Source organism: Saccharothrix sp. CCNWYY140, from assembly GCF_037401995.1.
In the GTDB taxonomy this organism is placed as follows: domain Bacteria; phylum Actinomycetota; class Actinomycetes; order Mycobacteriales; family Pseudonocardiaceae; genus Actinosynnema.
Window position 1 is genome coordinate 60,738 of the sequence record NZ_JBBEGC010000022.1, and the last position, 24,741, is coordinate 85,478.

21 protein-coding genes are annotated in these 24,741 nt (G+C 72.0%); 17 read left to right on the forward strand and 4 right to left on the reverse strand.

What is annotated here, in order from left to right:
- Positions 1-36: 36 nt before the first annotated feature.
- The 11 genes from WBN91_RS13795 (at position 37) to WBN91_RS13845 (ending at position 11,677) form a co-directional block, all read left to right on the forward strand.
- Positions 37-558 carry a GlcG/HbpS family heme-binding protein gene (locus WBN91_RS13795; RefSeq protein WP_337724334.1) on the forward strand — a complete coding sequence of 174 codons (522 nt, stop codon included), beginning with the start codon at positions 37-39 and terminating at the stop codon, positions 556-558.
- A gap of 39 nt (positions 559-597) precedes the next feature.
- Positions 598-1,464, forward strand: coding sequence for an alpha/beta fold hydrolase (locus WBN91_RS13800; protein WP_337724335.1), 867 nt, complete (start codon positions 598-600; stop codon positions 1,462-1,464).
- Positions 1,465-1,534: 70 nt separating this feature from the next.
- Entirely contained in the window at positions 1,535-2,518 is a 984-nt protein-coding gene (locus WBN91_RS13805) for a helix-turn-helix transcriptional regulator (RefSeq protein WP_337724336.1), read from the forward strand.
- On the forward strand, positions 2,515-3,486 hold the full coding sequence (locus tag WBN91_RS13810) for a helix-turn-helix transcriptional regulator (protein WP_337724337.1): 972 nt from the start codon (positions 2,515-2,517) through the stop codon (positions 3,484-3,486). The genes WBN91_RS13805 and WBN91_RS13810 overlap by 4 nt, the downstream gene beginning before the upstream one ends.
- Before the next feature lie 18 nt (positions 3,487-3,504).
- Positions 3,505-3,771, forward strand: a complete 267-nt coding sequence (locus WBN91_RS13815) for a bacteriophage holin (RefSeq protein WP_337724338.1) — start codon at positions 3,505-3,507, stop codon at positions 3,769-3,771.
- Positions 3,764-4,093, forward strand: coding sequence for a Sec-independent protein translocase subunit TatA (tatA, locus tag WBN91_RS13820; RefSeq protein WP_337724339.1), 330 nt, complete (start codon positions 3,764-3,766; stop codon positions 4,091-4,093). The genes WBN91_RS13815 and tatA overlap by 8 nt, the downstream gene beginning before the upstream one ends.
- Before the next feature lie 20 nt (positions 4,094-4,113).
- Positions 4,114-5,109: a twin-arginine translocase subunit TatC gene (gene tatC / locus WBN91_RS13825; RefSeq protein ID WP_443217718.1), complete on the forward strand. Its 996-nt coding sequence runs from the start codon at positions 4,114-4,116 to the stop codon at positions 5,107-5,109.
- Positions 5,106-5,981 (forward strand): diacylglycerol/lipid kinase family protein, encoded by an 876-nt coding sequence (locus WBN91_RS13830; protein WP_337724340.1) that lies wholly within the window; start codon positions 5,106-5,108, stop codon positions 5,979-5,981. Before tatC ends, WBN91_RS13830 begins: the two co-directional genes overlap by 4 nt.
- Before the next feature lie 820 nt (positions 5,982-6,801).
- The gene (locus WBN91_RS13835) at positions 6,802-9,567 is read left to right on the forward strand and encodes a DEAD/DEAH box helicase (protein WP_337724341.1); all 2,766 of its coding nucleotides are present in this window, start codon (positions 6,802-6,804) and stop codon (positions 9,565-9,567) included.
- 104 nt (positions 9,568-9,671) lie between these two features.
- Positions 9,672-10,358 carry a DUF4333 domain-containing protein gene (locus tag WBN91_RS13840; RefSeq protein ID WP_337724342.1) on the forward strand — a complete coding sequence of 229 codons (687 nt, stop codon included), beginning with the start codon at positions 9,672-9,674 and terminating at the stop codon, positions 10,356-10,358.
- Positions 10,359-10,462: 104 nt separating this feature from the next.
- Positions 10,463-11,677 carry a GNAT family N-acetyltransferase gene (locus tag WBN91_RS13845; protein ID WP_337724343.1) on the forward strand — a complete coding sequence of 405 codons (1,215 nt, stop codon included), beginning with the start codon at positions 10,463-10,465 and terminating at the stop codon, positions 11,675-11,677.
- On the opposite strand, the gene WBN91_RS13850 is transcribed toward WBN91_RS13845, so the two are convergent.
- On the reverse strand, positions 11,674-12,621 hold the full coding sequence (locus tag WBN91_RS13850; RefSeq protein WP_337724344.1) for a 5'-3' exonuclease: 948 nt from the start codon (positions 12,619-12,621) through the stop codon (positions 11,674-11,676). The genes WBN91_RS13845 and WBN91_RS13850 overlap by 4 nt on opposite strands.
- 91 nt (positions 12,622-12,712) lie before the next feature.
- Between WBN91_RS13850 and WBN91_RS13855 the strand changes: the two genes are divergently transcribed.
- Together WBN91_RS13855 and WBN91_RS13860 are read left to right on the forward strand one after the other, a co-directional pair.
- On the forward strand, positions 12,713-13,840 hold the full coding sequence (locus WBN91_RS13855; protein WP_337724345.1) for a M24 family metallopeptidase: 1,128 nt from the start codon (positions 12,713-12,715) through the stop codon (positions 13,838-13,840).
- Entirely contained in the window at positions 13,837-14,286 is a 450-nt protein-coding gene (locus tag WBN91_RS13860; protein WP_211351018.1) for an Lrp/AsnC family transcriptional regulator, read from the forward strand. Before WBN91_RS13855 ends, WBN91_RS13860 begins: the two co-directional genes overlap by 4 nt.
- Here the strand turns inward: WBN91_RS13860 and WBN91_RS13865 are convergent, their stop codons facing one another.
- From WBN91_RS13865 to WBN91_RS13875, 3 genes are read right to left on the reverse strand one after another with little or no spacing between them, the layout of a single operon-like run.
- Positions 14,287-15,219, reverse strand: a complete 933-nt coding sequence (locus tag WBN91_RS13865) for a hypothetical protein (protein ID WP_337724346.1) — start codon at positions 15,217-15,219, stop codon at positions 14,287-14,289. It lies immediately after the preceding gene.
- A 44-nt stretch (positions 15,220-15,263) separates the two neighbouring features.
- Positions 15,264-16,019 (reverse strand): aminotransferase class IV, encoded by a 756-nt coding sequence (locus tag WBN91_RS13870; RefSeq protein WP_337724347.1) that lies wholly within the window; start codon positions 16,017-16,019, stop codon positions 15,264-15,266.
- 24 nt (positions 16,020-16,043) lie between these two features.
- Positions 16,044-16,988, reverse strand: a complete 945-nt coding sequence (locus tag WBN91_RS13875; protein ID WP_337724349.1) for an RNA polymerase subunit sigma-70 — start codon at positions 16,986-16,988, stop codon at positions 16,044-16,046.
- Between the two features lie 89 nt (positions 16,989-17,077).
- On the opposite strand from WBN91_RS13875, the gene WBN91_RS13880 reads away from it, so the two are divergent.
- From WBN91_RS13880 to WBN91_RS13895, 4 genes are all read left to right on the forward strand, one after another.
- A complete protein-coding gene (locus tag WBN91_RS13880) occupies positions 17,078-18,277 on the forward strand; it encodes an MFS transporter (protein WP_337724350.1) in 1,200 nt (399 codons plus the stop codon).
- Positions 18,278-18,288: 11 nt separating this feature from the next.
- The gene (locus tag WBN91_RS13885) at positions 18,289-19,443 is read left to right on the forward strand and encodes an MFS transporter (protein ID WP_337729385.1); all 1,155 of its coding nucleotides are present in this window, start codon (positions 18,289-18,291) and stop codon (positions 19,441-19,443) included.
- 342 nt (positions 19,444-19,785) lie between these two features.
- Entirely contained in the window at positions 19,786-21,111 is a 1,326-nt protein-coding gene (locus tag WBN91_RS13890) for a GGDEF domain-containing protein (RefSeq protein WP_337724352.1), read from the forward strand.
- Positions 21,112-21,271: 160 nt separating this feature from the next.
- Positions 21,272-24,457, forward strand: coding sequence for a tetratricopeptide repeat protein (locus tag WBN91_RS13895; RefSeq protein WP_337724353.1), 3,186 nt, complete (start codon positions 21,272-21,274; stop codon positions 24,455-24,457).
- Positions 24,458-24,741: the final 284 nt, after the last annotated feature.

Here is a 24,741-nt window from a genome sequence, read left to right on the forward strand (position 1 = left end):
AGTGTTGTCCCCAGGACTTCGAGCGAGGGAGAACCGATGAGGAAGACGACGGTGGCCGTGCTGGTGGCGCTGAGCATCGCCGGCGCGGGCGGGTACGCGATCGCCGAGCAGGGCCAGGCCCAGCGGCAGGGCGGACCGGGTGTGGACGTCGTGCGGACCACCAAGGCCGTCACGATCGACGCCGCGGTGAAGGCCGCGCAGGCGGCGCTGGACGCCGCTGAGGCCGAGGGCCAGCGGGTCACGGTCGCGGTCGTGGACCGCGGCGGCGACCTCGTGGTGCTGCTGCACGGCGACGGCGCCGGTCCGCAGACCGAGGAGTCGGCCAAGCGCAAGGCGTTCACCTCCGCCTCCTTCGGCGCGCCGACCTCCGAGCTGGCCGGCCGGGTCACCGGGGCGGGCGCGACGCTGCGCGACATGCCGGGGACGTTGTTCCTGGCCGGTGGTGTGCCGGTGCGCGCCGAGGGCGCGGTCATCGCGGGCATCGGCGTGGGCGGCGCGCCCAGCGGCGACCTGGACGAGAAGTTCGCCAAGGCGGGCCTGGCGGCGATCGGCCTGTAGCGGGGTTGATCGACCACCGCGCGGGGTAGGGGAGCGGGTGTGTTCTCCGACTTCACGCTGACCTCGGTCGACACGGGCGGGGCGGAGCTGCGGGTGCGCCACGGCGGCTCCGGCCCGCCCGTCCTGCTGCTGCACGGCCACCCGCGCACCCACACCACCTGGCGGCACGTGGCCCCGCTGCTCGCCGAGGACCACACCGTCGTGTGCCCGGACCTGCGCGGGTACGGCCGCTCGTCCAAGCCACCCACCACGCCCGACCACGAGCCGTACTCCAAGCGGGCGATGGCCGGGGACATGGCCGTGCTGATGCGCCAACTCGGCCACGAGCGGTTCGCGGTGGTCGGGCACGACCGGGGCGGGTACGTCGCCACCCGGCTCGCGTTGGACCACCCGGACCGGGTCACGCACCTGGCCGCGCTGGACGTCGTCCCCATCGGCTCCGCCCTGGCCCGCTGCGGCCCGGAGTTCGCCCGCAGCTGGTGGCACTGGTTCTTCCTGGCCCAGCCCGAGGTGCCCGAACGGGTGATCAACGCCGACCCCGACGCCTGGTACCGGACGGCCGGAAAGGACCTCGACGAGGACACCCTGGCCGCTATGCACGACCCGGCGACCGTGCACTGCATGGTGGAGGACTACCGCGCCGGCCTGGGCATCGACCGCGCCCACGACGACGCCGACCTCGTCGCCGGCACCAAGATCAAGTGCCCGGTGCTGGTGCTGTGGGCCGAGGACGACGACCTGCCCGACCTCTACGGCGACGTCCTGGAGGTCTGGCGCGACTGGACGCCCGAGCCTCGCGGCCGGGGGATCAAGTCCGGGCACCACCTCGCCGAGGACGCGCCCGAGGAGCTGGCCGCCGAGCTGCGCGCCTTCCTGGCGGACGGGGCGGCCCCCACAAGCGGCTGAATGGACCATTCACTGGAGTTGGGGTGGGTCTGTGCGTCACCGGGTGTTCCGACGGGGTTAGGGTTCACCGGTGGCCATCGCACGTGCCGAACGGCTCGTCAACCTGGTGCTGTGTCTGCTCTCCACCCGGCAGTACCTGACCGCCGAGCGCATCCGCGCCATCGTCCCCGGCTATTCCGACGCCGCGACGGACGAGGCGTTCTTCCGCATGTTCGAACGCGACAAGACCGAGCTGCGGGACCTGGGCGTGCCCCTGGAGATCGGGCGCAGCGCCGAGTTCGACAACACCGACGGGTACCGGATCGCCCGCCGCGACTACGAGCTGGGCGACGTCGACCTGGAGCCCGACGAGGCGGCGGCGGTCGCGCTGGCCGCCCGGCTGTGGGACTCGCCGCAGCTCACCGGGGCCGCCCACGGCGCCCTGATCAAGCTGCGCGCGGCCGGCGTGGACGTCGACCACGAGGTGCCCACCGCCGTCGAGCCGAAGGTGCGCACCTCCGAACCCGCGTTCCCGCCGCTGCTGGCCGCCGTGCAGGAGGGCCGCGTGGTCGAGTTCGACTACCGCAAGCCCGTGCCGGTCGAGGTGCGCACCCGCACCGTCGAGCCGTGGGGCGTGGTCGCCTGGCGGGGCCGCTGGTACCTGGTCGGCCACGACCGCGACCGGCGCGCGCCGCGCTGCTTCCGGCTGTCCCGGATCGTCGGCGACGTCCGCGCGGTCGGCAAGCCCGGCGTCGTGGACCGGCCCGCCGACGTGGACCTGCTCAGCTTCGTCAAGCGCAGCGAGCCGTCGTCGCAGGCCGTGGCCACCGCCCAGCTGTGGGTGGCGCGGGGACGGGCGCAGGGCGTGCGGCGGCGCGCGCGGGTCGTGGGGGAGCGGGAAGTGGACGGCGTGGTCGGCGACGTGCTGGAGATCGACCTGAGGTTCCCCGACTCGGCGGCGGGCTGGATCGCCGGGTTCGGGGCGGACGTGCTGGTGCTGGAACCCGAAGTGCTGGCGAAGACCGTGCGGGAGAAGCTCGTCGGCGCGCTGCGCGGTGCGGGGGTGCGGGCGTGAACGCCTCCGCCGACCGGCTGCCCCGCCTGCTGGCCCTGGTGCCCTACCTGCTGGCCCGGCCCGGCATCCCCATCGACGAGGCCGCCGCCGACTTCGAGGTCACCCCGCGCCAGCTGCGCAAGGACCTCGAACTGCTGTGGATGTGCGGCCTGCCCGGCTACGGCCCCGGCGACCTGATCGACCTGTCCTTCGAGGGCGAGACGGTCACCGTCACCTTCGACGCCGGCATGAGCCGCCCGCTGCGCCTGACCGCCGCCGAGGCCACCGCGCTGCTGGTGGCGCTGCGCGCGCTGGCGGAGACGCCCGGCGTGGTGGACAAGGACGCCGTGCAGCGGGCCGTGGCCAAGATCGAGGCCGCCGTGGGTCAGGCCCAGCCGGCCGGGGTGGCCGTGGGGCTGGCGATGCGGGAGGCCCCGGAGACCGCGGTCGTGCGTGACGCGGTGTCCGACGGGGTTCGGCGCGGTCGCGCTCTGAGGCTGAGCTACTACACCCCGTCACGGGACGAGGTCACCGACCGGGTCGTGGACCCGATGCGGATGCTGCTGGTCGAGGGCCGCGGCTACCTCGAGGCGTGGTGCCGGCTGGCCGACGACGTGCGGCTGTTCCGCCTGGACCGCATCGACGGCGTGCAGGTCCTCGACGAGCCCGCGGCGCCCCCGCCGCACGCCACGCCCACCGACACCTCGGAGGGGCTGTTCCGCCCGGACCCGTCGCAGCGGACCGCCGTGCTGGTGCTGGAACCCGATGCGCGGTGGGTCGCCGAGTACTACCCGGTGGACGGCCTGACCGAGCTGGAGGAGGGCCGCGCCCGGGTGCTCATGCGCTACGCCGACACCGCCTGGATGGTACGGCTGCTCCTCGGGCTGGGCGGAGAGGTGCACGTCGAGCAGCCCGCCGACCTGGTCGCGGCGGTCACCCGGCAGGCGGAGGCCGCGTTGCGCCGGGCGGATCACCTCCCGGCAACCTAGGCCCTATACGGTGGTGTCGTGCCGTACTTGCCGAGCCTGGTCTTGATCCTGGTCGGAATGGTCCTCCTGATCGTTCTGACGACCAAATTGGTCGGATCCTTGCGTCGCTTCCGCGCCGCAAGCACTCTGGTGGGCGACAGGGTCGGCGACGGCGTCGGACTGCTGCGGGCGCGCTTGGCCGCGCTCGGGGTGGCCTTCGCCGAACGGCGTCCGGACCGGGCCCGTCAGGGCAACCCCCGCGTACCATCGACGGACCGGGGCAGACAGGAGGACCACCGTGGGTAACCTCGGAGCTACTGAGCTGATCATCATCGCCGTGGTGATCATCCTGCTGTTCGGCGCGAAGAAACTGCCCGACATGGCGCGCTCGCTGGGCCGCTCGGCCAAGATCCTCAAGGCCGAGACCAAGGGCCTGCGCGACGACGACCAGCCGCAGGACACCCCGCCGCAGCAGGCCGCGCCGCAGCAGCTGCCGCCCGCGCAGCCCCAGCAGGTCGTGCAGCAGCCCGCGCAGCAGCCGCAGGTCGCCCAGCCGCAGGTCGCCCAGCCGCAGGTCGCACAGCCGATCGAGCAGAGCGCCCAGAACCTCCAGAACAAGCAGAACTAGCCAGAAGGACGGTCCGCAGCGTGGGGGCAAGTCCGTCCCGGTGGAAGCAGCGCCGGGAGCGCCGCAAGCTGACGAGCCGTCGGGCCAACCCCGACGGCACCATGTCGCTGAAGGATCACCTGTACGACCTCCGGCACCGGCTGGGCCTCGCGCTCCTGATCATCGCCTGCGGTGCGATCTTCGGCTTCTTCTGGTGGGAACTGCACATCTTCCGGCTGCCGAGCCTGGGCGACATCGTCGTCGCCCCGTACTGCGGCATCCCGGTGGAGCAGCGCCTGACCCAGGGCGGCCAGGGCTGCCAGCTGTTGCAGACCCAGCCGTTCGAGGTCTTCATGATCCGGCTGAAGGTCGGCACGGGCGCGGGCATGGCCCTGACCGCGCCGCTGTGGCTGTACCAGGTGTGGCGCTTCATCGCGCCGGGCTTGTACGCCAAGGAGCGCAAGTTCGCGCTGTCGTTCGTGGCCTGCGCCTCGGTGCTGTTCGTCGCGGGCGCCACGCTGGCGTTCTACGTGGTGCCGCAGGGCCTGTCGGTCCTGGTCGGCTTCGGTGACGAGAAGTTCATCACCGCGCTGACGGCGGGCGAGTACATCAGCTTCGTGATGGCACTGCTGCTGATCTTCGGCGTGAGCTTCGAACTGCCGCTGATCGTGGTCATGCTGAACCTGGTCGGGGTCCTGACCTACGACAAGCTCAAGCGCTGGCGCCGCGGCTTCGTCTTCGGCCTGTTCATCTTCGCCGCCATCGCGACCCCGGGCACCGACCCGATCTCGATGATCGCCCTGGCCGTGGCCCTGACCCTGCTGTTCGAACTGGCCATCCAGATCGCCCGCGTCCGCGACAAGCGAGCGGCCCGCAAGCGCAAGGCCGAAGGCTGGGACGACCTGGCCGACGACGAGGCCTCCCCGTTCGACTACACACCTTCGGCGGTCGACGGCTCCGACCCGGTTGCCGACTCTGCTTCCGAGTCGGTAGCCCCCAAGGAACCGCACCGCGTCCGCTACGACGACGCCACATGACCCGCGCCGCCCTGTTGGTCTGCCCGGCCTCCGGCAAGGGTCGGGCTGCCCGCATGGCGGGCACGGTCGCTGCACGGTTGCGCACCGCCGTGGACTCGCTCGACCTGCACGTGGCTTCGTCGGCTGAGGGCACGTTGGCCTTGGCGCGGCGGGCTGTGGAGGACGGCGTGGACGCCCTGGTGGTCTTGGGCGGCGACGGCGGTGCCCATTTGGGTGTGCAGGCTTGTGCGGGAACGTCGACGGCGCTGGCTGTCGTGCCTGCGGGCACCGGCAATGACCTCGCCACGGCGTTGGGCACGTTGTCTGTGGATGACGTGGTGGGTGCTTTGTGCGAGGGTTCTCGGCGGTCGCTGGATTTGGGCCAGGTGGGCAACGGGACGTGGTTCGCGACCGTGTTGTGCGCCGGGTTCGACTCAGCGGTGAATGAGCGCGCCAACGCCATGCGCTGGCCTGCCGGCCCTCGGCGGTACGACTTGGCGATCCTGGCCGAATTGGCGGCGTTGCGGCCGGAGCGGTTGGTGGTGGAGACCGAGGACAGCACGTTGGAGTTGGACGCGCTGTTGGTCGCGATCGGGAACACGACCAGTTATGGCGGGGGTATTCCGGTGTGTCCGGATGCCGATCCGGCTGACGGGTTGTTCGACGTGACGGTGGTGAGTGCGGCCCCTCGGAGGACATTGTTGAGGATGCTGCCTACGCTGCGGACTGGGCGGCATGTGGACCATCCGGCGGTGCAGACGTTTCGGGCCAAGTCGGTGCGGGTGGCTGGGCCGGGGTGGGTTGGGTATGCCGATGGGGAGCGCGTGCACGGGTTGCCGTTGGAGGTCTCGTGCAGGGCGGGGGCGTTGACGGCGGTCAGCCCGACTGCCTAGGCAAGCGCTCTCGCCCGCAGGGCGCGCTTTTCGAAGTAGCTCGCGCAGCAGGCCTCCCGACTTGGGCTTCTTCCGTCATCCCCGTATGGCCTGCCCGAAGGGTTACCACACTTTGGGTCGGGTGCAGCCGAAAGTTTTTGCGAGGAACGAGCAAAAAGTTTTAGCGGCACCCGGCCCAAAGTGTGGTTGGCTCCGCCAGGCCATACGGGGATGATGGAAGAAGCCCCCGCCCTTTCTTTTCCGTCATCCTTGGCGGCCTGCCCGCCGGCGAGGCTCTTTTAATCTTTAGAGCTGCGCTTCGCTTCCTCAAGCCCACGCTTCGCGGGTCCAAACCGGACGCGCTTCGCGCTCGCAAGCTCGAACGCGCTTCGCGCTCTCAAACAAAAGAAGCGCTCGCCGCGCGGCAGGCCCCCGGGGGGAAGGGCGTCGATTTCTTTCCCCGTCCGACCTGCCGGAGGCAACCACACTTGGCCCGTTTTCGCAACCGGAAAAGCTGGTTGCAAAAACGAGCCAAGCGCGGTTGGGCTTCGCCCAGGCCGGACGGGGAAAGAAACCGAGGCCCTTCCCGTGGTCGCTGCCGCTTGGCTTGCGCCTTCGGCGGAACCGCCCTTCGGGCGAAAAGCGGCGCGGCCGGTCTGGTGGGTGGTGCAGAGGGCTTGCGGCTGGCGGCTTGTTGGTGGGTGTTGTGGTGAGCTGGGTTGGTGGGCTCTATGGCTTCAGTGTGGATTGGGTGTGCGCGCAACCTTGTTGTGTCGGCGCGACGCCCTGGGTCGGGGCAAAGAACGGAGCTTTTGTCGGTGCCATGTGACAGCCTTGAGGGGTGTCACGCTCCTCGCGGTCTCCGGCCGATGCCTACGCGGACTTCCGCAAGCGGTCCTCACGGCCCAAGCTGACCGACTTCCTCTCGGTCCTCTCGTTCGACCTCGACCCGTTCCAGCAGCGTGCCTGTGAGGCGCTGGAGGACGGGCATGGGGTGCTGGTGTGCGCGCCCACCGGGGCCGGTAAGACGGTGGTGGGTGAGTTTGCTGTGCACCTTGCGCTGTCGGAGGGGCGCAAGTGCTTCTACACCACGCCGATCAAGGCGTTGTCGAACCAGAAGTACGCCGACCTCGTGGCCCGTTACGGTGCCCGGAACGTCGGGCTGCTGACCGGTGACACCTCGGTCAACGGTGGGGCGCCTGTGGTGGTGATGACCACCGAGGTGTTGCGGAACATGCTCTACGCCGGGTCCTCGACGTTGGAGAGCCTTGCCTACGTCGTCATGGACGAGGTGCACTACCTCGCCGACCGGTTCCGGGGGCCGGTGTGGGAGGAAGTGATCCTGCACCTGCCGGAGTCGGTTCGATTGGTCAGCCTTTCGGCCACCGTCAGCAACGCCGAGGAGTTCGGCGAGTGGTTGGTCGAGGTGCGTGGGGACACGACCGTCGTGGTGGACGAGCACCGGCCTGTTCCGCTGTGGCAGCACATGATGGCTGGTGGGCGGATGATGGACCTGTTCGCCGGGGAGGGGCCCGACGGGCACGCGCGGATCAACCCGCAGTTGTTGCGGCACACCGAGGACCTGGCGCGTTTTCACGTGCCGTGGAGTCGGGGGCGCAACGGCAAGGACAAAGGGGGGCGTCCTCCTCGGTCTGGTGGGTTCAAGCCGCCCTCGCGGGTGGACATCGTGCAGCGGCTGGACGGTGCGGGGCTGTTGCCGGCGATCGACTTCGTGTTCAGTCGGGCCGGGTGTGACGCTGCCGTGGCGCAGTGCGTGCGGGCCGGGTTGCGGCTCAACACCGACGCGGAGATCGAGGAGATCCGCGAGGTCATCGAGGACAAGACCAAGGACCTGCCGCAGGGCGACCTGATGGTGCTGGGCTACTGGGAGTGGCGGGAGGCCCTGGAGCGGGGCATCGCGAGTCACCACGCCGGGTTGTTGCCCGCCTTCAAGGAGACCGTGGAGGAACTGTTCGTCCGCGGGTTGGTGAAGGTCGTTTTCGCGACCGAGACGTTGGCGCTGGGCATCAACATGCCCGCTCGGACCGTCGTGCTGGAGAAGCTGGTCAAGTACAACGGCGAGGCGCACGTCGACCTGACGCCGGGGGAGTACACGCAGCTCACCGGGCGCGCGGGGCGGCGAGGGATCGACGTCGAGGGTCACGCGGTCGTGGTGTGGCAGCCGGGGGTGGACCCGAAGGCGGTCGCCGGGTTGGCGTCCACGCGGACCTACCCGCTGCGGTCGTCGTTCCGGCCGGGCTACAACATGGCGGTCAACCTGGTGCACCAGTTGGGCGCGGCGGCGGCGCGGGACATCCTGGAGCAGTCGTTCGCGCAGTTCCAGGCCGACCGGTCGGTGGTGGGGCTGGCGCGGCGCATCGAGCGCAACCGGGAGGCGTTGGGCGGTTACGCCGAGGCGATGGCGTGCCACCTGGGCGACTTCACCGAGTACGCGTCGCTGCGGCGGCGGGTGGCGGAGCGGGAGAAGGCGCTGGCGCGGCAGAACACCTCGGCGCGGCGGGCCGAGGCGGCGGCGTCCTTGGAGCGGCTGCGCAAGGGGGACGTGATCGCGGTGCCGTCGGGGCGGCGGTCGGGGTTGGCGGTGGTGATCGACCCAGGGCTGGAGCCGTTGGGCGAGGCGCGTCCGCTGGTGCTGACCGAGGACCGGTGGGCGGGGCGGCTGTCGGCGGCGGACTTCCCGTCGCCGGTGGAGGTGCTGGGCCGGATGCGGCTGCCCAAGCAGGTGGACACGCGGTCGCCGCGGTCGCGTCGGGATCTGGCGTCGTCGTTGCGCAACACCGGGATCGTGCCGCCGTCGTTCCGCAAGAAGCGGTCCGGGGCGGACGAGGATGCCGAGTTGGCGACGTTGCGGCGGGCGTTGCGGGCGCACCCGTGCCACGGGTGCGAGAAGCGCGAGGACCACGCCCGGTGGGGCGAGCGGTACCACCGGCTGCTGGCCGAGACCGAGCAGCTGGAGCGCAAGGTCGCGGCCACCACGCACTCGTTGGCGCGGGAGTTCGACCGCATCCGGGGCCTGCTGCGGGAGCGCGGGTACCTGCACGCGGAGGAGTCGGGTCCGGGCGAGGAGGTCACCGAGCACGGCAAGCGGCTGACCCGCCTGTACAGCGAGTCGGACCTGCTGGCGGCGGAGTGCCTGCGGCACGGGGTGTGGCGGGACCTGGAGGCGCCGGAGCTGGCGGCGGTGGTGTCCGCGCTGGTCTACGAGGCGCGGCGGGACGGCCCGCTGGAGACGCGGCTGCCGCCGGGCGCGGTGACCGACGCGTTGACCGCGACCGCGCGGCTGTGGGCGGAGCTGGAGGACGACGAGCGCCGGCACAAGCTGGACCGCACGCGCCAGCCGGACCCGGGGTTCGCGTGGCCGGTGTACCGGTGGGCGCGGGGCGAGTCGCTGGAGAAGGTGCTCGGCGCGGCCGAGGCGTCGGGCACGGAGCTGGGCGCGGGCGACTTCGTGCGCTGGTGCCGGCAGGTGATCGACTTCCTGGACCAGATCCGGGACGTGGTCGGGACCGACGACCCGGTGGGCGGTACGGCCAAACGGGCGGTGGACGCGTTGCGCCGCGGGGTGGTGGCGATGGCCACGGTCTGAGAAAGGTTCCCGGGGTGGCTGGGTGTGCCCGGCACCTCTGTGGTTTGATCGCGCCCGCAAGGCATGAACACCGTTTTTCCTCTACCGACCGTCGGAGGCCGAGCATGACCAGTCCGTACGGACCGTCCGGAGGGAACGACCCGCAGCAGCAGTGGGGCCAGCAGCCCTACGGTGGCGGCGGGTACCCCGGCACGCCGTCGGGTGGTTTCCCCGCTCAGCAGCCCGGTTACGGGCAGCCGGACCCGTCGCAGCAGCAGCCGCAGTGGGGGCAGCAGCCCTCCCAGCAGCAGCAGTACACGCAGCAGTACCCCGGCGGTTACGACCCGACCCAGCAGCAGCCGCAGAACCCCTACGGCCAGCCGGACCCGTCGCAGCAGCAGTGGGGCCAGCAGCCGGGGCAGTTCGGCCAGTACGGGCAGCAGAACCCGTACGGCCAGCCCGGGTACGGCCAGGCGCCGCCGCCGGCGAAGAAGTCCAGCGCGTTGCTGTGGGTGGTCGTCGCCGTGGTCGTGCTGGCCGTCGGCGCGGTGGGCGTCCTGGGTTTCGTGACGCCCGGCTGGTTCAAGAAGAAGATCTTCGACAACACGGCCGTGCAGAACGGGATCGTGCAGATCCTCAAGGACGACTACAAGATCTCCGACGTGGAGGGCGCGACCTGCACCGGGGAGAACCCGGTGGAGCCGAACCGCACGTTCACCTGCAAGGTGAAGATCGGCGGCAAGGACAAGGACGTGAAGATCACCGTCAAGACCGCGGACGGCGAGTACGAGGTGGGCCAGCCCACGGGCTGAGTGAGCTTTTTCGACGAGGCCGCCCCCGGGTTTCCCGAGGGCGGCCTCGCCGTTTCGGGGGAAATGCGATGGCGGTTCGGGTGCGCGGCGTGCACCATCGGCGCGTGACCGACCTTGACATCCGCGTTCTCGACGACGAAGTCCAGCACCGCGCGGCCCACAGCCTTTTCCGAAGCACCTTGCACCACGGTCCCGCGCCCGACGAGCAGTGGGAGGTCGTGAAGGGCACCTACGAGCCCGGACGGACGTTCGGCGCGTATTCCGGCGCCGACCTGGTGGGCACGGTGCAGTCGTTCCCGTCGGCGCTGGCGGTGCCCGGTGGGGCGGTGGTGCCGATGGCGGCGGTGTCGCGGGTCGGGGTGCGCGCGGACTGGACGCGGCGCGGGGTGTTGAGCGCGTTGCAGCGGGCGCAGTTGAAGGCGATGCGGGACGGCGGGGACGTGGCGGCGACGCTGCGGGCGACCGAGGGCCTGATCTACGAGCGGTTCGGTTACGGGGTGGCGAGCCGGTACCGGCAGGTCCGCATCCGCAAGAGCCAGGCGACGCCGCGGGTGCCGATCACGGGCCGGGTGCGGCTGGTGCCGGCGGACGAGGCCGCGCCGCTGGTGCGGGAGCTGTTCGAGCGCCTGTCACCGGGTCGGGCGGGCACGATCGGGCGGTGGCCGGGGTGGTGGGACCTGAACGTGCTGCGGCCCGCCGAGGGCAAGGACAAGCTGCGGTTCGCGGTGTGCTCGGGCGAGGACGGCGACGACGGCTACCTGGTCTACAAGGTCGAGCGCGGCTCGTGGGACCGGGGCGTGGAGAAGCCGACCGTGCTGGAGGTCCTGGACTTCTGGGCGGGCGACGAGCGGGCGTGGGCGGACCTGTGGGGGTTCACGCTGCGGGTGGACCTGGTGGGCGAGGTGCTCGCGGAAGGGCGTCCGCTGGACGAGCCGCTGGAGTGGCTGATGGTGGACCGGCGGGCCGTGTACGTGGAGGATCTGGCGGACGAGACGTGGTTGCGGTTGCTGGACGTCCCGGCGGCGCTGGCCGCGCGGACCTACGGCGAGGCCGAGCCGGTCGTGGTCGGGGTGCGGGACCGGTACCTGCCGGAGAACGAGGGCTCCTACCGGGTCACCCCTTCGGGTGTTTCGCGGACCGACGCCAAGCCGGACTTCGTGGTGGACGTGGAGGGGCTCGGCGCGGCCTACCTGGGTGACGTGCCGTTCTCGGCGCTGGCCATGACCGGCTGCGTCGCGGGCGCGTCGCCGGACGTGCTGAAGCGGGCGGACAAGCTGTTCGCGGTCGACGAGATTCCGTGGTCGGGAACGTTCTTCTAACCGCGGCGGCGTTCTAGGGCGTTGAGGAGCCTGGGTAGGGAGCTGCCCAGGCCCCAGCGTTGGGTGAGCTCTTCGACGCGGTCGCGGTCGGCGGGGGTGACTGGGACGTCGTCGGGGCGGTCTTGGAGGATCTTGGCGTCTGTGGCCACGTTGACCACCGTGGGGGCGACGGCCAGGTAGTCCTGGGCGGCCAGTAGGGCTGTGCGGGCGCGGGTGGTTAGTTTGCGGTCGCGGGGGTCGTGGACGGCGTCTAGGACGGCTTGTAGGGAACCGAATTCCTTGACCAGTTTGGCGGCGGTTTTTTCGCCGATGCCGGCTACGCCTGGGAGGCCGTCGGATGGGTCGCCGCGTAGGACCGCCATGCCTGCGTAGGCGGGGCCGGCGTCGGTTTCGGGGAGGCCGTACTTGGCGGCCAACTCCACCGGTCCCAGCAGTTCTGCTTTGGCCCAGCCGCGGCCCAGGTAGAGCACGCGCACCTGTACGGGCTCGTCGCGGACCACCTGGAACAGGTCGCGGTCGCCGGTGATGACCTCTACCGGGTCGGTCGTCTCGCGGGCGGCCAGGGTGCCGATCACGTCGTCGGCCTCGTAGCCGACGGCCTCGGCTGTGGCGATGCCTACCGCGTCGAGCACGTCGAGGATGATCGGGACCTGTGGGGTGAGGGTGTCGGGCACGTCTTCCTCGCCGTCGACTCCGCCCTCGGCCACCCGGTGCGCCTTGTAAGAAGGCAGGGCGGCTACGCGGAATTCCGGGCGCCAGTCGGCGTCCAGGCAGGCCACCAGGCGGGTCGCGCCGCGGTCGGTGATCACCTTGGTGATGGTGTCGACGAAGCCCCGTACCGCGTTGACCGGTGTGCCGTCGGGCGCGGTCATCGACTCGGGCAGCGCGTAGAAGGCCCGGAAGTACAGGCTGGCGGAGTCCAGGAGGACCAGTCGGCTCGACACGGGCGCCAGCATGCCAGAAGGCACCGACATCGCCGGTTCGATCAACCTCCGCCGGCGTGCCGCGGGCGGTTCGGGACTAGGCTTCCCAGGCATGTCGACCCGTGTTGGACCCCTTGACGTGGACGCCCTCCGCGCCCGGCTGGACAAGGCCGCCACCGCGGCGTCCGTCGCCGGTGTGGACGCCCTGCTGATCTCGCCCGGTTCGGACCTGCGCTACCTGATCGGTGCGGGCGGGTCCTCCTTCGAGCGGCTGACGTGCCTGGTGCTGCCGGTGGGTGGCACGCCGGTGCTGGTCGTGCCGAAGTTGGAGCAGCCGGGGTACGCGGGCATCCCGACCGACCGGCTCGGGGTCGACGTGGTGACGTGGGTGGACGGCGAGGACCCGTACGCCCTGGTGCGGGGCGCTTTGAAGGGCACCCGGGTCGCGGTGTCGGACATGATGCCCGCCCTGCACACGCTGGGGTTGCGTGACGCGATCGGCGGTGAGCAGGTGCTGGCCGGGCCGGTGCTGCGGGAGCTGCGGATGCGCAAGGACGCCTCCGAGGTCGCGGCGCTGCGCACGGCTGGCGCGGCCATCGACCGGGTGCACGCCCGCATGGGGGAGTGGCTGCGGCCGGGGCGCACCGAGGCCGAGGTGGGTGCGGACATCGCGGCGGCGATCGTGGCCGAGGGGCACGTGCAGGCCGACTTTGTCATCGTCGGGTCCGGTCCGAACGGCGCTTCACCGCACCACAGCCTGTCCGACCGGGTGATCGAGGCCGGTGACGTGGTCGTGGTGGACATCGGTGGCCCCATCGCCGAGGGGTACTGCTCCGACTCGACCCGCAACTACGTGCTGGGCGAGCCGCGTGACGCCGACGTGTGGGAGACCTACGCCGTCCTCCAGGCCGCGCAGAAGGCGGCCGTCGAGGCGGTTCGGCCGGGTGTGACGTGCGAGCAGGTGGACGCGGCGGCCCGGCAGGTCATCGCCGACGCCGGGTTCGGCGAGTTCTTCGTGCACCGCACCGGCCACGGCATCGGGCTGGACGTGCACGAGGAGCCCTACATCGTCGGCGGCAACGACCTGCCGCTGGAGCCGGGCATGGCCTTCAGCGTCGAGCCGGGCATCTACCTGCCCGGCCGGTGGGGGTCGCGGATCGAGGACATCGTCGTGGTGACCGAGGACGGCGTGGAGAGCGTGAACAACCGACCGCGTGAACTGGTGGTGCTGCCGGCGTGACCAACCTGGAGCCGATAGACCGGGCGATCCTGCGGGAGCTGGCGGCCGACGGCCGGTGCAGCTTCACCGACCTGGCCGAACGCGTGGGCCTGAGCGTGTCCGCCGTGCACCAGCGGGTGCGCCGGCTGGAACAGCGGGGTGTGGTGCGCGGCTACGCGGCCCGCCTGGACGGCGACGAGATCGGTCTGCCGCTGACCGCGTTCATCTCGCTCACCCCGATCGACCCGGCGGCTCCGGACGACTACCCGAAGCGGCTGGAGCACCTGCCCCAGATCGAGGCGTGCTACTCGGTCGCGGGGGACGCCTCATACGTCCTGCGCGTCCGGGTGGCCTCGCCGACGGCCCTGGAGGAGCTGCTGCGCCAGATCCGCGAGGTGGCCCACGTGTCCACGCGGACCACCGTGGTGCTGTCCACCCCGTACGAGGACCGCCCGCCGGCCGTGTAGTCAGCGGTCGGTCAGGCGGCCCAGGGTTCGGGCGAACCGTTCCGGGACGTCGCGGTCGCGGCGGTCCGGGGAGATGGGCAGCAGGCGCTTGACCTCGTCGTCGGTCGCCGGTCGCGCCGAGGCGAGGAAGGCGCGGACGGCGTCCTTCGGGACCCGGTCGGAGACCACGGCCAGGATCTCGTAGCCCTGCTCGCGGCGGACGTAGATGTGGTCGCCCGCCCACGTCCGGTAGACCAGGTCACCCTCGCGGACGTCGCCGGGCTGGTCCGGGGACACCGGCCGGGTGACCAGCTTGGGCCAGAAGGCGAGCGGCTTGCTGTCGCCCTTCGGGCGGTACTCCAGCATCACCTCGTCGTCCTTGCGGGTCAGGGTGGGGAAGCCGTAGTCGGGCGGGGTGGCCAGGAGCAGGACGTCGCCGGGCAGCTTGGCGTGGGCGATGCGGGAGGCGGCGTCGTCCGCGGGCAGGGTGGTGGGCGCCCAGATGCCCAGGGCGACGGCGCCGACCGTGACGGCCAGGGCGACGAGCTGCACCACCCACTGCCGCACGAGCAGGGCGGTGACCAGCGCGAACGGCAGGCCGACGCCGACGAACGCCAGGAACCTGCCCGGTTCGGCGGGTTCGATGGCCTCCAGGACCGTCATGTAGAACACCGCGCCCAGCGTGCCGAGCAGGGTCACCAGCACCGCCCAGCCGACGCGCGGCAACCAGCCGACCGTCAGCAGGCCCGCGGTGCGGGTCAGGGTGGCGATCACGAAGAAGATCAGCAGCGGACCGACCAGGGACACCGCCACCAGGCCGGGGCTCTTGAGGACGAAGGCGAGGATGGTGAGCCAGCCGGTGCCCGCGAAGGCGGCCAAGGCTCCCAGCCACACGCCGCCGATCTGACCGACCAGCGATGGCCACTTGCGTGCTAATCGGGTGCTGTTGATCACGGGCACACCCTCCCGCGTCCCGGGCGCGGCGGACATCCGGGGTTCTACTCATCCAGGGCGTCCCACGGCACGGCCGCGAGCGCCCTCCGCACGCCGTCGACCGCGGCCTCGTCCACCGGGTAGTCGACGTCGTCGATCCCGCACACGGCGGTCACGCCGATGGAGTTGCACAGGAACGCGCCCCGGTAGGACGGCAGGTCCGCCCGCCGCACCACCGCCCGCCGGGACGGCAGTTCCCGCTCCAGCAGCTGCATCGAGATGCCGTGCAGCCAGTCCGCCTCCGCCCACACGATGCCGCCGTCGTGGTCGAAGAACGCGATGTTCGCGATGGCCCCCTCGATCACCACGCCGTCCGGGGTGGTCAGCAGGGCGTCGTCGTAGCCGGCGGCCCGCGCGCGGTTGCCGTGCAGGACCTGGCCGAAGCCGCCGATGTGCTTCACGTGCGGCAACGGCCGCTGGTAGTCGACGGGGAGCAGGCGCTGCGGGCGGTCCGGCGGGGACAGCGGCGGGCGGACCGCGACCATGACCTTCGGCGGCTCCGGACCGAAGGCGACGACCCGCACGGCCGCGTCGCGCACCTCGCCCAACGCGCGGGCGACCAGGGCGCGGACGCGGTCGCCGGGCAGGCCCTCCCCGTACAGCTCGCGGTGCTGGGCGTCGAGCCGCCGCAGGTGCAGGTCCAGGCCCTGCACCCGGCGGTCGCGGACCTGCATCGCGGTGAAGTGCCCGTAGTTGGCGAGCACGCCCACGGCCAGCTGGTCGGTGGTCGGCTCCCCGCCGTCGATCTCGATCCTCAGCACGAGGAGACCGTAACCGCCGACCCGTCAGAGCGTGGCGGGCAGCCCGAACCGCTCGAACATCGACGAGCCGAACGTGAGGACCTGTGTGATCAGGCCGTCCTCGACCCGCAGCACGTCCAGCGCCACCGCCTCGTAGACCTCGCCGCCGGGCGGCTTGGCGTAGCCGGCCACCGCCGGCTGCCGGTTGGCCCACGTCTCCACCGCACGCCACTCGCCGAACGCTTCGGGGCCGACCATGATCGGCGTCCACAGCTCAATGAGCTCGTCCCGGCCGCGGTGCCACTCCGGCTGCGGCGGCATGGTCCACAGGGCGTCCTCGCGCAGCACCGACGCCAGGGCCGCCATGTCGCCCTTCTCGGTGGCCTCCACGAACCGCCGCAGCACCGCCCGTTCCTGCGCCGAAGGGTCGGCCGACCACTCCGTGCGCCGCTCCGGCAGGTGCTTGCGCAGCGTCACGCGGGCGCGTTGCAGGGCGCTGTTCACCGCCGGGACGGTGTCCTCCAGCAGCTCGGCCGTCTCCGCCGCCGGCCACCCCAGCACGTCGCGCAGCACCAGCACGGCCCGCTGCTTGGCGGGCAGGTGCTGGAGGGCCGCCAGGAACGCCAGCTCGATCGTCTCCCGCGCCACCGCCTCGGCGTCGGGACCGGCCGCCTGGTCCAGCAGGACGTCCGGGTAGGGCTGGAGCCACGGCACGTCCAGCACCGGCTCGCCCGCGGCGGGCGTGTGCGCGGGACGGCGGTGGATCGCGTCCAGGCACGCGTTGGTCGCGATCCGGTACAGCCACGCCCGGAACGTGGAGCGGCCCTCGAAGGTGTCACGGCTGCGCCACGCCCTGAGCAACGTCTCCTGCACCAGGTCCTCGGCCTCGTCGAACGAGCCGAGCAGCCGGTAGCAGTGGACCCTCAGCTCGTGCCGGTACCGCTCGGTCTGCCTGGTGAACTCGACCGTCATCGTCAGGACCTCGCTCATCGCAACCTCCGGGCTTGTACGGTGACGTGCCGGGCCGCACGCCGCACCACGTATGACCGGACTGCTCGCGGAAACTCATCGGAGGGGCATTGGGGACGGGTTTCCGGGCGGCGTTCGCCGTGCCCGAGTTCCGGGTGCTGTGGTGCGCCGCCGCGCTGTCGACCGTCGGCGACCAGTTGGCCCGCGTGGCGCTGTCGGTGCTGGTGTTCCAGCGCACCGGCTCGGCCGCCTGGACCGCCCTGACCTACGCGTTGACCATGCTGCCCGCGCTCGTGTCGGGCGTGCTGCTGAGCGGGCTGGCCGACCGGTTCCCGCGCCGCACCGTGATGGTCGCCGCCGACGTGCTGCGCGCGGTGCTGCTGGCCTTGATGGCCGTGCCAGGGGTGCCGTTGCCGCTGGTCGCCGCGCTGCTCGTGGTCGCGCAGCTGGCTGAGCCGCCGTTCGCCGCCGCCCAGGGGGCGCTGCTGCCGACCGTGCTGGGCGACCGGTACGAGGCCGGGCAGTCAGTGCACCTGATCACCCATCAGGCTGGATTGCTGCTCGGGTTCGCCGGTGGTGGCCTGGTGGTGGCGTGGCTGGGGACTTCGGGGGCGCTGCTGGCCGACGCCGCCACCTTCGCCGCGTCCGCTGTGCTGCTGCGCTTTGGCCTGCGCGCACGCCCGGCGGCCGGGGCGGTGTCGCGGGTCGGGTTCAGGATCAGGGCGGGTGCCGTGCTGGTGTGGCGCGACCGGCGGTTGCGGCTGCTGGTCGCGCTGGGGTGGCTGGCGCTGTTCACCGTCGTGCCCGAGGGGCTGGCCGCGCCGTTCTCGGCGGAGGTCGGCGTGGGCGCCGCGGGGGTCGGGCTGCTGTTGGCGGCGGACCCGGCCGGCATGGTGCTGGGCACGGTCCTGCTGCGGTTGCTGCCGACCTCGCGGAGGGTGCGGCTGCTGGGCCTGCTGGCGGTCGCCACCGCGTTGCCCTTGGTGGGTTATTGGCTTGACCCGGGTCTTTTCGGAGCGGTCGCGCTGCTGGCCCTCAGTGGCGTGTTCAGCGCCTATCAGGTGACCGCCGGTGCCACTTTCGTGCGCTTGGTCCCTGATGCCCAACGCGGTCAGGCGCTCGGGTTCGCGCGTAGTGGCTTGGTGGCGGCGCAGGGCATCGGCGTGGCCGGCGGGGGTGTGCTGGCCACGGCCGTGGGCTCCGCCGGGACCGCGATCGCCGTGGCGGGGGCCGTGGGTGTGGTCGCGGCGTGGGCCGTCACGGCGCTGTGGTCGCGTGTTTCCGCGACCGCCTTGCCCGACGAAGCCTGACGGAACTGTCGGTGCCTCGTGGGACAATGGAACCGGGGGCCGGAGGCCGCACCGTCCCACGACGGGCGTTCCTGCTGCTGTGGTCCGGCCAGTCGGTCTCGCTCGTCGGCTCCCAGATCACCGCGCTCGCCCTCCCGCTGGTCGCCGCCCTCACCCTCGGCGCGACCGCGTGGGACATGGGCCTGCTCGCCGCCTGCGCCCGCGCGCCCTACCTCGTCCTGGGGCTGCCCGCCGGCGTCTGGGTCGACCGCCTGCCCCGCCGCCCCCTGCTCGTCGCCTGTGCCCTCGGCCAAGCCGCCGCACTGGCCGTCGTCCCGCTCGCCGATACCGCCGGCGCGCTGTCCGTGCCGCTGCTGTGCGGGGTGGCGTTCGTCGCCGGGGCGTTCGCGGTGTTCGGGGACATCGGCACGCTCGCCCTCGTCCCGCTCGTCGTCCCGCCCGACCGCCTGACAAAGGCCCAGGGCGCGTTGGAGACCAGCCAGTCCACCGCGCAGATCGCCGGACCCGCTCTCGCCGGCTGGCTGGTCGCGGTGGTCGGCGCGCCCGTCGCCCTGCTCGCCGACGCCCTCAGCTTCCTGGTCTCCGGCGCCACCCTCGCGGGCATCCGCGTGCGCGCCACGCTCGACCGGGCCGGGGGAGCGCTGGACGGGGTGCGGCTGGTGTTCGGCCAGCGCCTGTTGCGCCAGGTGACGCTGTGCACCGCGACGCACGTCTTCTGGGTGAACGCGTTCCTCGCCCTGCTCCCGCTCCACCTCACCCGGGAAGGGTTGTCACCAGGGCGGATCGGCGTCACGCTGGCCATCGGCGCGGCGGGAGGGCTCGTGGGCGCGCTGGTCGCGCCACGGCTGGGTGAACGGGTGATGCCGGTGGCGATCGCCGTCGCCGGACTGGGCGCGGCCGGTGTGGTGCTGCACCCGTTGGCCATCGCCGTGATGTGGTTCGGCGTGCAGGTCTACCACGTGCTCCAGGTGCCGGTCCGCTACCGGCTCACCCCACCCGCCTTCCACGGCCGGGTGAACGCGGCGATCCGCACCACCGTCTGGGGCACCGCGCCGCTGGGCGCGCTGCTCGGCGGCGTCCTCGCGGAAACCGCCGGACTCGCGCCCGCCCTCCTCGTCAGCGGCGCGGGAGCCGGACTGGCCTGCCTGTGGCTGGTCCGGCGGTGAGCGGTGGGTCGAGCAGCCGGGCGGTGGGCAGCTGAGCGGTGGGCGGGTGAAGCGTGGCTGGGAGAAGCATGGCTGGTCAGGCGGTGAGCGGGGCCGCGGCCGGGGCGCGGCGCCCGCACCGTCGGGCCGCGCATCACCAGATCTTGTCGCGCATGGCGGCGCACCTCCCCTCGGGACTCGGCTCGTCGACGGCAAGGAGGATCACCAGATCTTGTCGCGCACCGCAATCACCTCCTGTGGGTCGCGTCACCCCGCTAGCGGCTGACATCCGCCCAGGTCACAATTACTGTGACGGTCCGTTCGGACGCGTTCACAGTCCGAGTTAGACGGTCTAGAGGAATCATGGACACAGCGCGGTCAGCGTCGTCGGGCGAACGGCGCTGGTCACTATGGTCCCTGCCACGGCAGGCCCTGGTGTACGTGCTGTCGGTGGATCTGCTGGCGCTGATCGCCATCGCGGCGACCACGGCGTGGCCGGTCCCGGCGGGCGCGTGGCCGGTGTTCGGCGTGCTGGTGGCGTGCGCCGCGCTGCACCTGCACAGCTCGCGCTGGATCGAGCGCATCCGGCGCGACCACAGCCACCTGCCGCACGTCGACCTGTGCAGCATCTGGATGCTGGCCGGCGCCCTGGTCCTGCCGCCCTTGCTCGCGGTGGCGCTGGTCGTGCTCATGTACGCGCACCGCTGGTGGGTGGTGGGGCGCTGGGACGCGTCCCGGCCACCGCACCGGAACGTGTTCACCACCTCCATGATGGTCCTCGCCACGACGGCGGCCGGCGCGGTGGCGGGCGTGACCGGGCTGCGCGAGCACCTGGCGTCGGGGCGTCCCTCGGGCTGGCTGGACTTCGTCGGGCTGGTCGGCGCGGGCACGGCGCAGTGGCTGGTGAACACGGCGCTGGTGGCGATCGTGATCCTGCTGACCGTGCGGCCCCGGTCGGTGCGCGACGCCGTGGGCACCGCCTCGGACAACCTGCTGGAGGCCGGTCAGCTCGCGATGGGCTCGTTCGTCGCGCTGGCGGTGGCCTGGTGGCCGGGGTTCGCGCTGCCGATGGTCGTGGCCGCCGTCGCGCTGCACCGCACGGTCCTGATCCACCAGCTGGAGCTCGCCGCGCGGACCGACGCCAAGACCGGCCTGCTCAACGCGGAGGCGTGGCACCTGCAAGCGTCGCTGGAACTGGACCGCACGCGCCGCCGCCCGCCCGGCGCGACCGTGGGCCTGTTCATGATCGACGTGGACCACTTCAAGGACATCAACGACACCCACGGTCACCAGATCGGTGACGCCGTGCTGCGCCGCATCGCCGTGGCGCTGTCGGGCGCGGTGCGCCGGGGCGACGCGGTGGGCCGGTTCGGCGGCGAGGAGTTCGCGGTCCTGCTGCCCGGGGTCGAGCCGACCGAGGCCGAGGCGATCGCCGAGCGCATCCGGCGGCAGGTGCACCAGGTCGTGGCCGACGACGCCGTGGGCGGCCGGGTGGACGGGCTGACCGTGAGCATCGGCATCGCCGTGTGGCCGTCGGTCGCGGAGGACACCGTCGAGGGCCTGCTCGCGGCGGCCGACGCGGCGCTGTACGAGGCCAAGCGCCAGGGCCGGGACCAGGTCCAGGTGGCGGGCAGGCACCGCCGGGTCCGCTGGATGCCCGCCGCCCGCTCCGAACACCCCGGCGCCTGATCCGGTCGATCGCGGCGACAGCGGCTGTGATCCACGCGGCACGATGTGTAACAACCTCATTGACCTGCGGGATGTTGTACCAGTGGAGCGCCGCGGTGGCGTAGTTTCTGCGCGCCACCACATCTGTCGGTGGACTCGTCGCAGCAAGGGTTGTGAGCCAGTGGACCTCGGCGCCCCGCACGGAATCCGGTTCCGCTTCGAGGCGGGGCTGTTGCGCGCCGTCCTGTTGGACGTGCACCGCAAGCCGCCGCTGCCGGTCAGCGAGCAGCTCACCGCCGAGGCCGGCGCCCGCGACCTGCTCGTCGACGAGCACCGCGACGGGCACGTCCGCACCGTGCTCAAGCAGCGCTTCGACCTGCCCGCGCCCGCCGAGTGGCGGCTGACCGTCGACGCGCCCGGCACCGAGACCGAGGACGGCGTCCGGTTCGCGCTGTCGGACCACGTGTCGCTGCACGTCAGCGGCTCCTCGCCGTGCACGACGCTGGACGACGGCGTGTGCGTGGCGCTGCCGGCGGGCGAGTCGGAGCTGCACGTCACGGTGACCAGCGCGCCGGTCTACGGGGTCGCGGACACGGCGGTGGTGTGCCGGCCCGACCAGACGCGGGCGGCGGCGGTCGTGCTGTCCTGCCTGCCCGGGTTCGCGCCGCTGCTGGTGGTCGAGGACCCAGACCCGCGCCTCGACCAGCGGCTGGCCGACTTGCTCCAGCGAACCGGCGTGCGGCGTGCGGTCGTGCTGTGCGACTACGACGGCGACCTGCTGGACGACTTGGATCTTGTCCACCTGTCCCCGGATGATGACGACCTGACCGACACCGCGTGGCGGGCGCTGCGCGAAGGCGACCCCGACGTCCTGGACGCCCCGCCGGGGTCCGAGGTGGAAGCCCTGCACGCGGCCCTGCGCACCGGTCGCCCGCTGCGGTTCGTCGATTCCGCACCGCTGCCCGAGCTCGACGAGCCGGACACCGACGAAGCCGTCCTGGTGGAGGACACCGGCGCCGCCCACACCCTGGTCGCCGCCCAGTACGCGCACCACCGAAGAGCCACGCTGGTCACCGCGCCCGTCCCCGACCTGACCGAGGTCCACCGGGTCGTCGCCGAGGAGCAGGACCGGGTCACCGCCGCCGCCCGCGCCATCGGCGACGCCGTCAAGGGCATCGGGTTCGTCGAAGCCCTGTGGCGCTACCTGTCCGCCGGCGACCACGACCCGTTCGCCGCGCTGGAAGCCGTCGTCACCGCCCAGGTCCCGGCGCGGGTCGTGCACGCGGTCGGCGACCGGCGGCTGACCGCGTTCACCACCGGCCTGCCCTACACGTTCGTGCGCACCGACGACGCGAACTGGACCCGCAAACCCATCGGGCACGTCGCCGCCGACCCGACCCTGGTCGTCCTGACCGAGCTGTACGGGGAGGGCGCCGCCCGCGAACCCGGCGCGTTCAGCCTGCTCTTCGACACCACCGCGCCGCCCGAGGCGGACGGGTCGAGCGTCGGGCACTTCACCCACCCGCTGGTGCTGTCCGGCGCGGACGCCTCCCCGGAGGCCCTGGCCGCCCTCGCCCGCGACCTGCCCGTCGAACTGGTCTTCTTCAACACCCACGACGAAGACGACGGCATCGTGCTGGGCGACCAGCCGCTGTCCGAGATCCCCCCGCTGGCGCACCGCCCGATCGTGGTCAACAACTCCCGCCGCCCGTGGACCGAGGTCGGCCGCGAGTTCCTGCGCGCCGGCGCGCGCGGCTACATCGGCACGCTGTGGACCATCCCGCCGGGCCTGGCGACCAGCTTCGCGGCCACCGTCGCGCACCGCCTGACCGCCGAGGAGGTGCCCGCCGCCAACGCCGTGGTCAACACCGGCACCCCCGGCGGCATCGAACGGTCCTACCTGTACCTGGGCACGGTCAACGGCCGCCTGGACGAGTGGCGGGACCGGTCCACCACCGACGGCGAGGCAGCCCTGGCCGAAGCCGACCTGCTGGGCCGCGTCGCGCGCACGTGCCCCGAACCGCCGGCCGGCGTGCTGCACCGCGAGATCACCGCCCTGCGCCGCACCGCCGAGCGCCGCGGAGCCGCCGACACACCGTCCTATGTGGACGTCCTGCTGGCCGAACTGGCACTGGGCGGCGACCCGACCCTGGCCGACCGCGTCGACACCGCCCTGGACGACCTGGACCTGCCCGAGGAGGAGGCCGCACCCCGCCGTGCACTGCGCCACGAACTGACCGGCCGCGCCCACGAGGAACGCGGGGAATACGACGCCGCACTCGCGGACTTCGAGAAGTGTGTGGAGCGGGGCGACGCGTGCCGGGACCAAGCGGACGTGTTGCTGCGCATGGCGCACCTGCTGGTGCGCCAGGACAGACCGGAGGACGCGCGGCGGGCCGCGCTGGAGGCACGCGAGGCGTTCCGGACCCGGGGCGCCCGCGCGCGGCTGGTGGAGGCGATCGGCGTGCTGGGTGAGCTGAGCGGGGACGACCACGAGACGGCACTGCGCTACGCGGCGGAGGGCCACGAGGTTGCCGTGGAACTCGAGGACCGGCGCAAGCAGGCCGAGTTCAAGTGGGAGGAGTGCCTGCGCCATCACCGGCTCGGTGATTTGGACGCGGCGATTGAGGCGGGCGTGGCGGCCGTCGAGCTGTTCCGGGCCGAGGGCGACGACGCTGCTGAATTGGCCGCCGTTCGTGAGCTGGGTGCCTGCCATCGGGATTTGGGCGAGCTGGAGACCGCGCAGCACTACGCTGCGGTCGGGCTGGCGCTGGCCGAGCGTCGAGGGGCTCCGGCGGATGTTGCCGCTTGTCACGATGAGCTGGGTCGGGTTCTGACTCAGCGCGGTGACCACGTCAAGGCCTTGGAGCACTACCGGCACGCTGTGGAGCTGTCGGTGGCCAAGGGGTTGTGGTCGCAGGGGGCAGAACTGCTGCCTGACTTGGCTGTGGGTGCCGTGCGGGCCAACGACCCTGAGGCTTTGTGGACCACCGCGCTGTGCGGGGGGCTGATCTGTGAGGTCGCCGAACGCTCTACGTGGGCTACTGTCGTGCCCTTGGTTGTGGACTCGATGAAGCGTGCTATTGAGGTTGGTCCGCGTGAGTTGACTGAGCGCGGGATGACCGACTTTGCGCACGCGGTCACTGCCGGCAACCGTGATGAGATGCCGTTCCAGGTGGGTGTGCTGGCCGACGTGGTGGTCGTGCTGTTGGCCTGGCTGATGGACCGGACTGATCGAGATATCACCGCCTTCGCCCGGGAGTTGGATCGGACGACTGGTGGGGTGCTGGAGTTGGCGAACTACATCGCGGTGCCCTTCGCCCAACGCGCCCGGCGTGCGGCCCACGGCTGGACACATACCCCTTAGCTGGTGGTGCGGGGGGCGGGGATGGGGATCGCGGGGCGGCCTCCGGCCCCCGTCTCCATTGTCCCACGGGGGACCGACAAAACCGCCCGCCGTGGGGCCTTTCGGCCCCTGCGTGCAGCGCAGCTTTTCTGCGCTCGCCGCGCGGCTTTCAGCGCACGTTGCGCGCTCTTCCCGCGCGCAGCACGGCTTTTCCCGCGCGCAGCGCGGTGTTCGCGCGCGGAGCGCGCGGTAGGTGTTACCTACAAGTGGAGGGCCTCGGTTCCCCCACCGTATGGCCTGCCCGA

Excerpts from the sequence above, each read along its gene's own strand:
- WBN91_RS13795 (WP_337724334.1), top strand. The coding sequence starts at position 37 with ATGAGGAAGACGACGGTGGCCGTGCTGGTGGCGCTGAGCATCGCCGGC.
- WBN91_RS13830 (WP_337724340.1), top strand. The coding sequence starts at position 5,106 with ATGACCCGCGCCGCCCTGTTGGTCTGCCCGGCCTCCGGCAAGGGTCGG.
- WBN91_RS13840 (WP_337724342.1), top strand. The coding sequence starts at position 9,672 with ATGACCAGTCCGTACGGACCGTCCGGAGGGAACGACCCGCAGCAGCAG.
- WBN91_RS13855 (WP_337724345.1), top strand. The coding sequence starts at position 12,713 with ATGTCGACCCGTGTTGGACCCCTTGACGTGGACGCCCTCCGCGCCCGG.
- WBN91_RS13875 (WP_337724349.1), bottom strand. The coding sequence starts at position 16,988 with ATGAGCGAGGTCCTGACGATGACGGTCGAGTTCACCAGGCAGACCGAG.
- WBN91_RS13890 (WP_337724352.1), top strand. The coding sequence starts at position 19,786 with ATGGACACAGCGCGGTCAGCGTCGTCGGGCGAACGGCGCTGGTCACTA.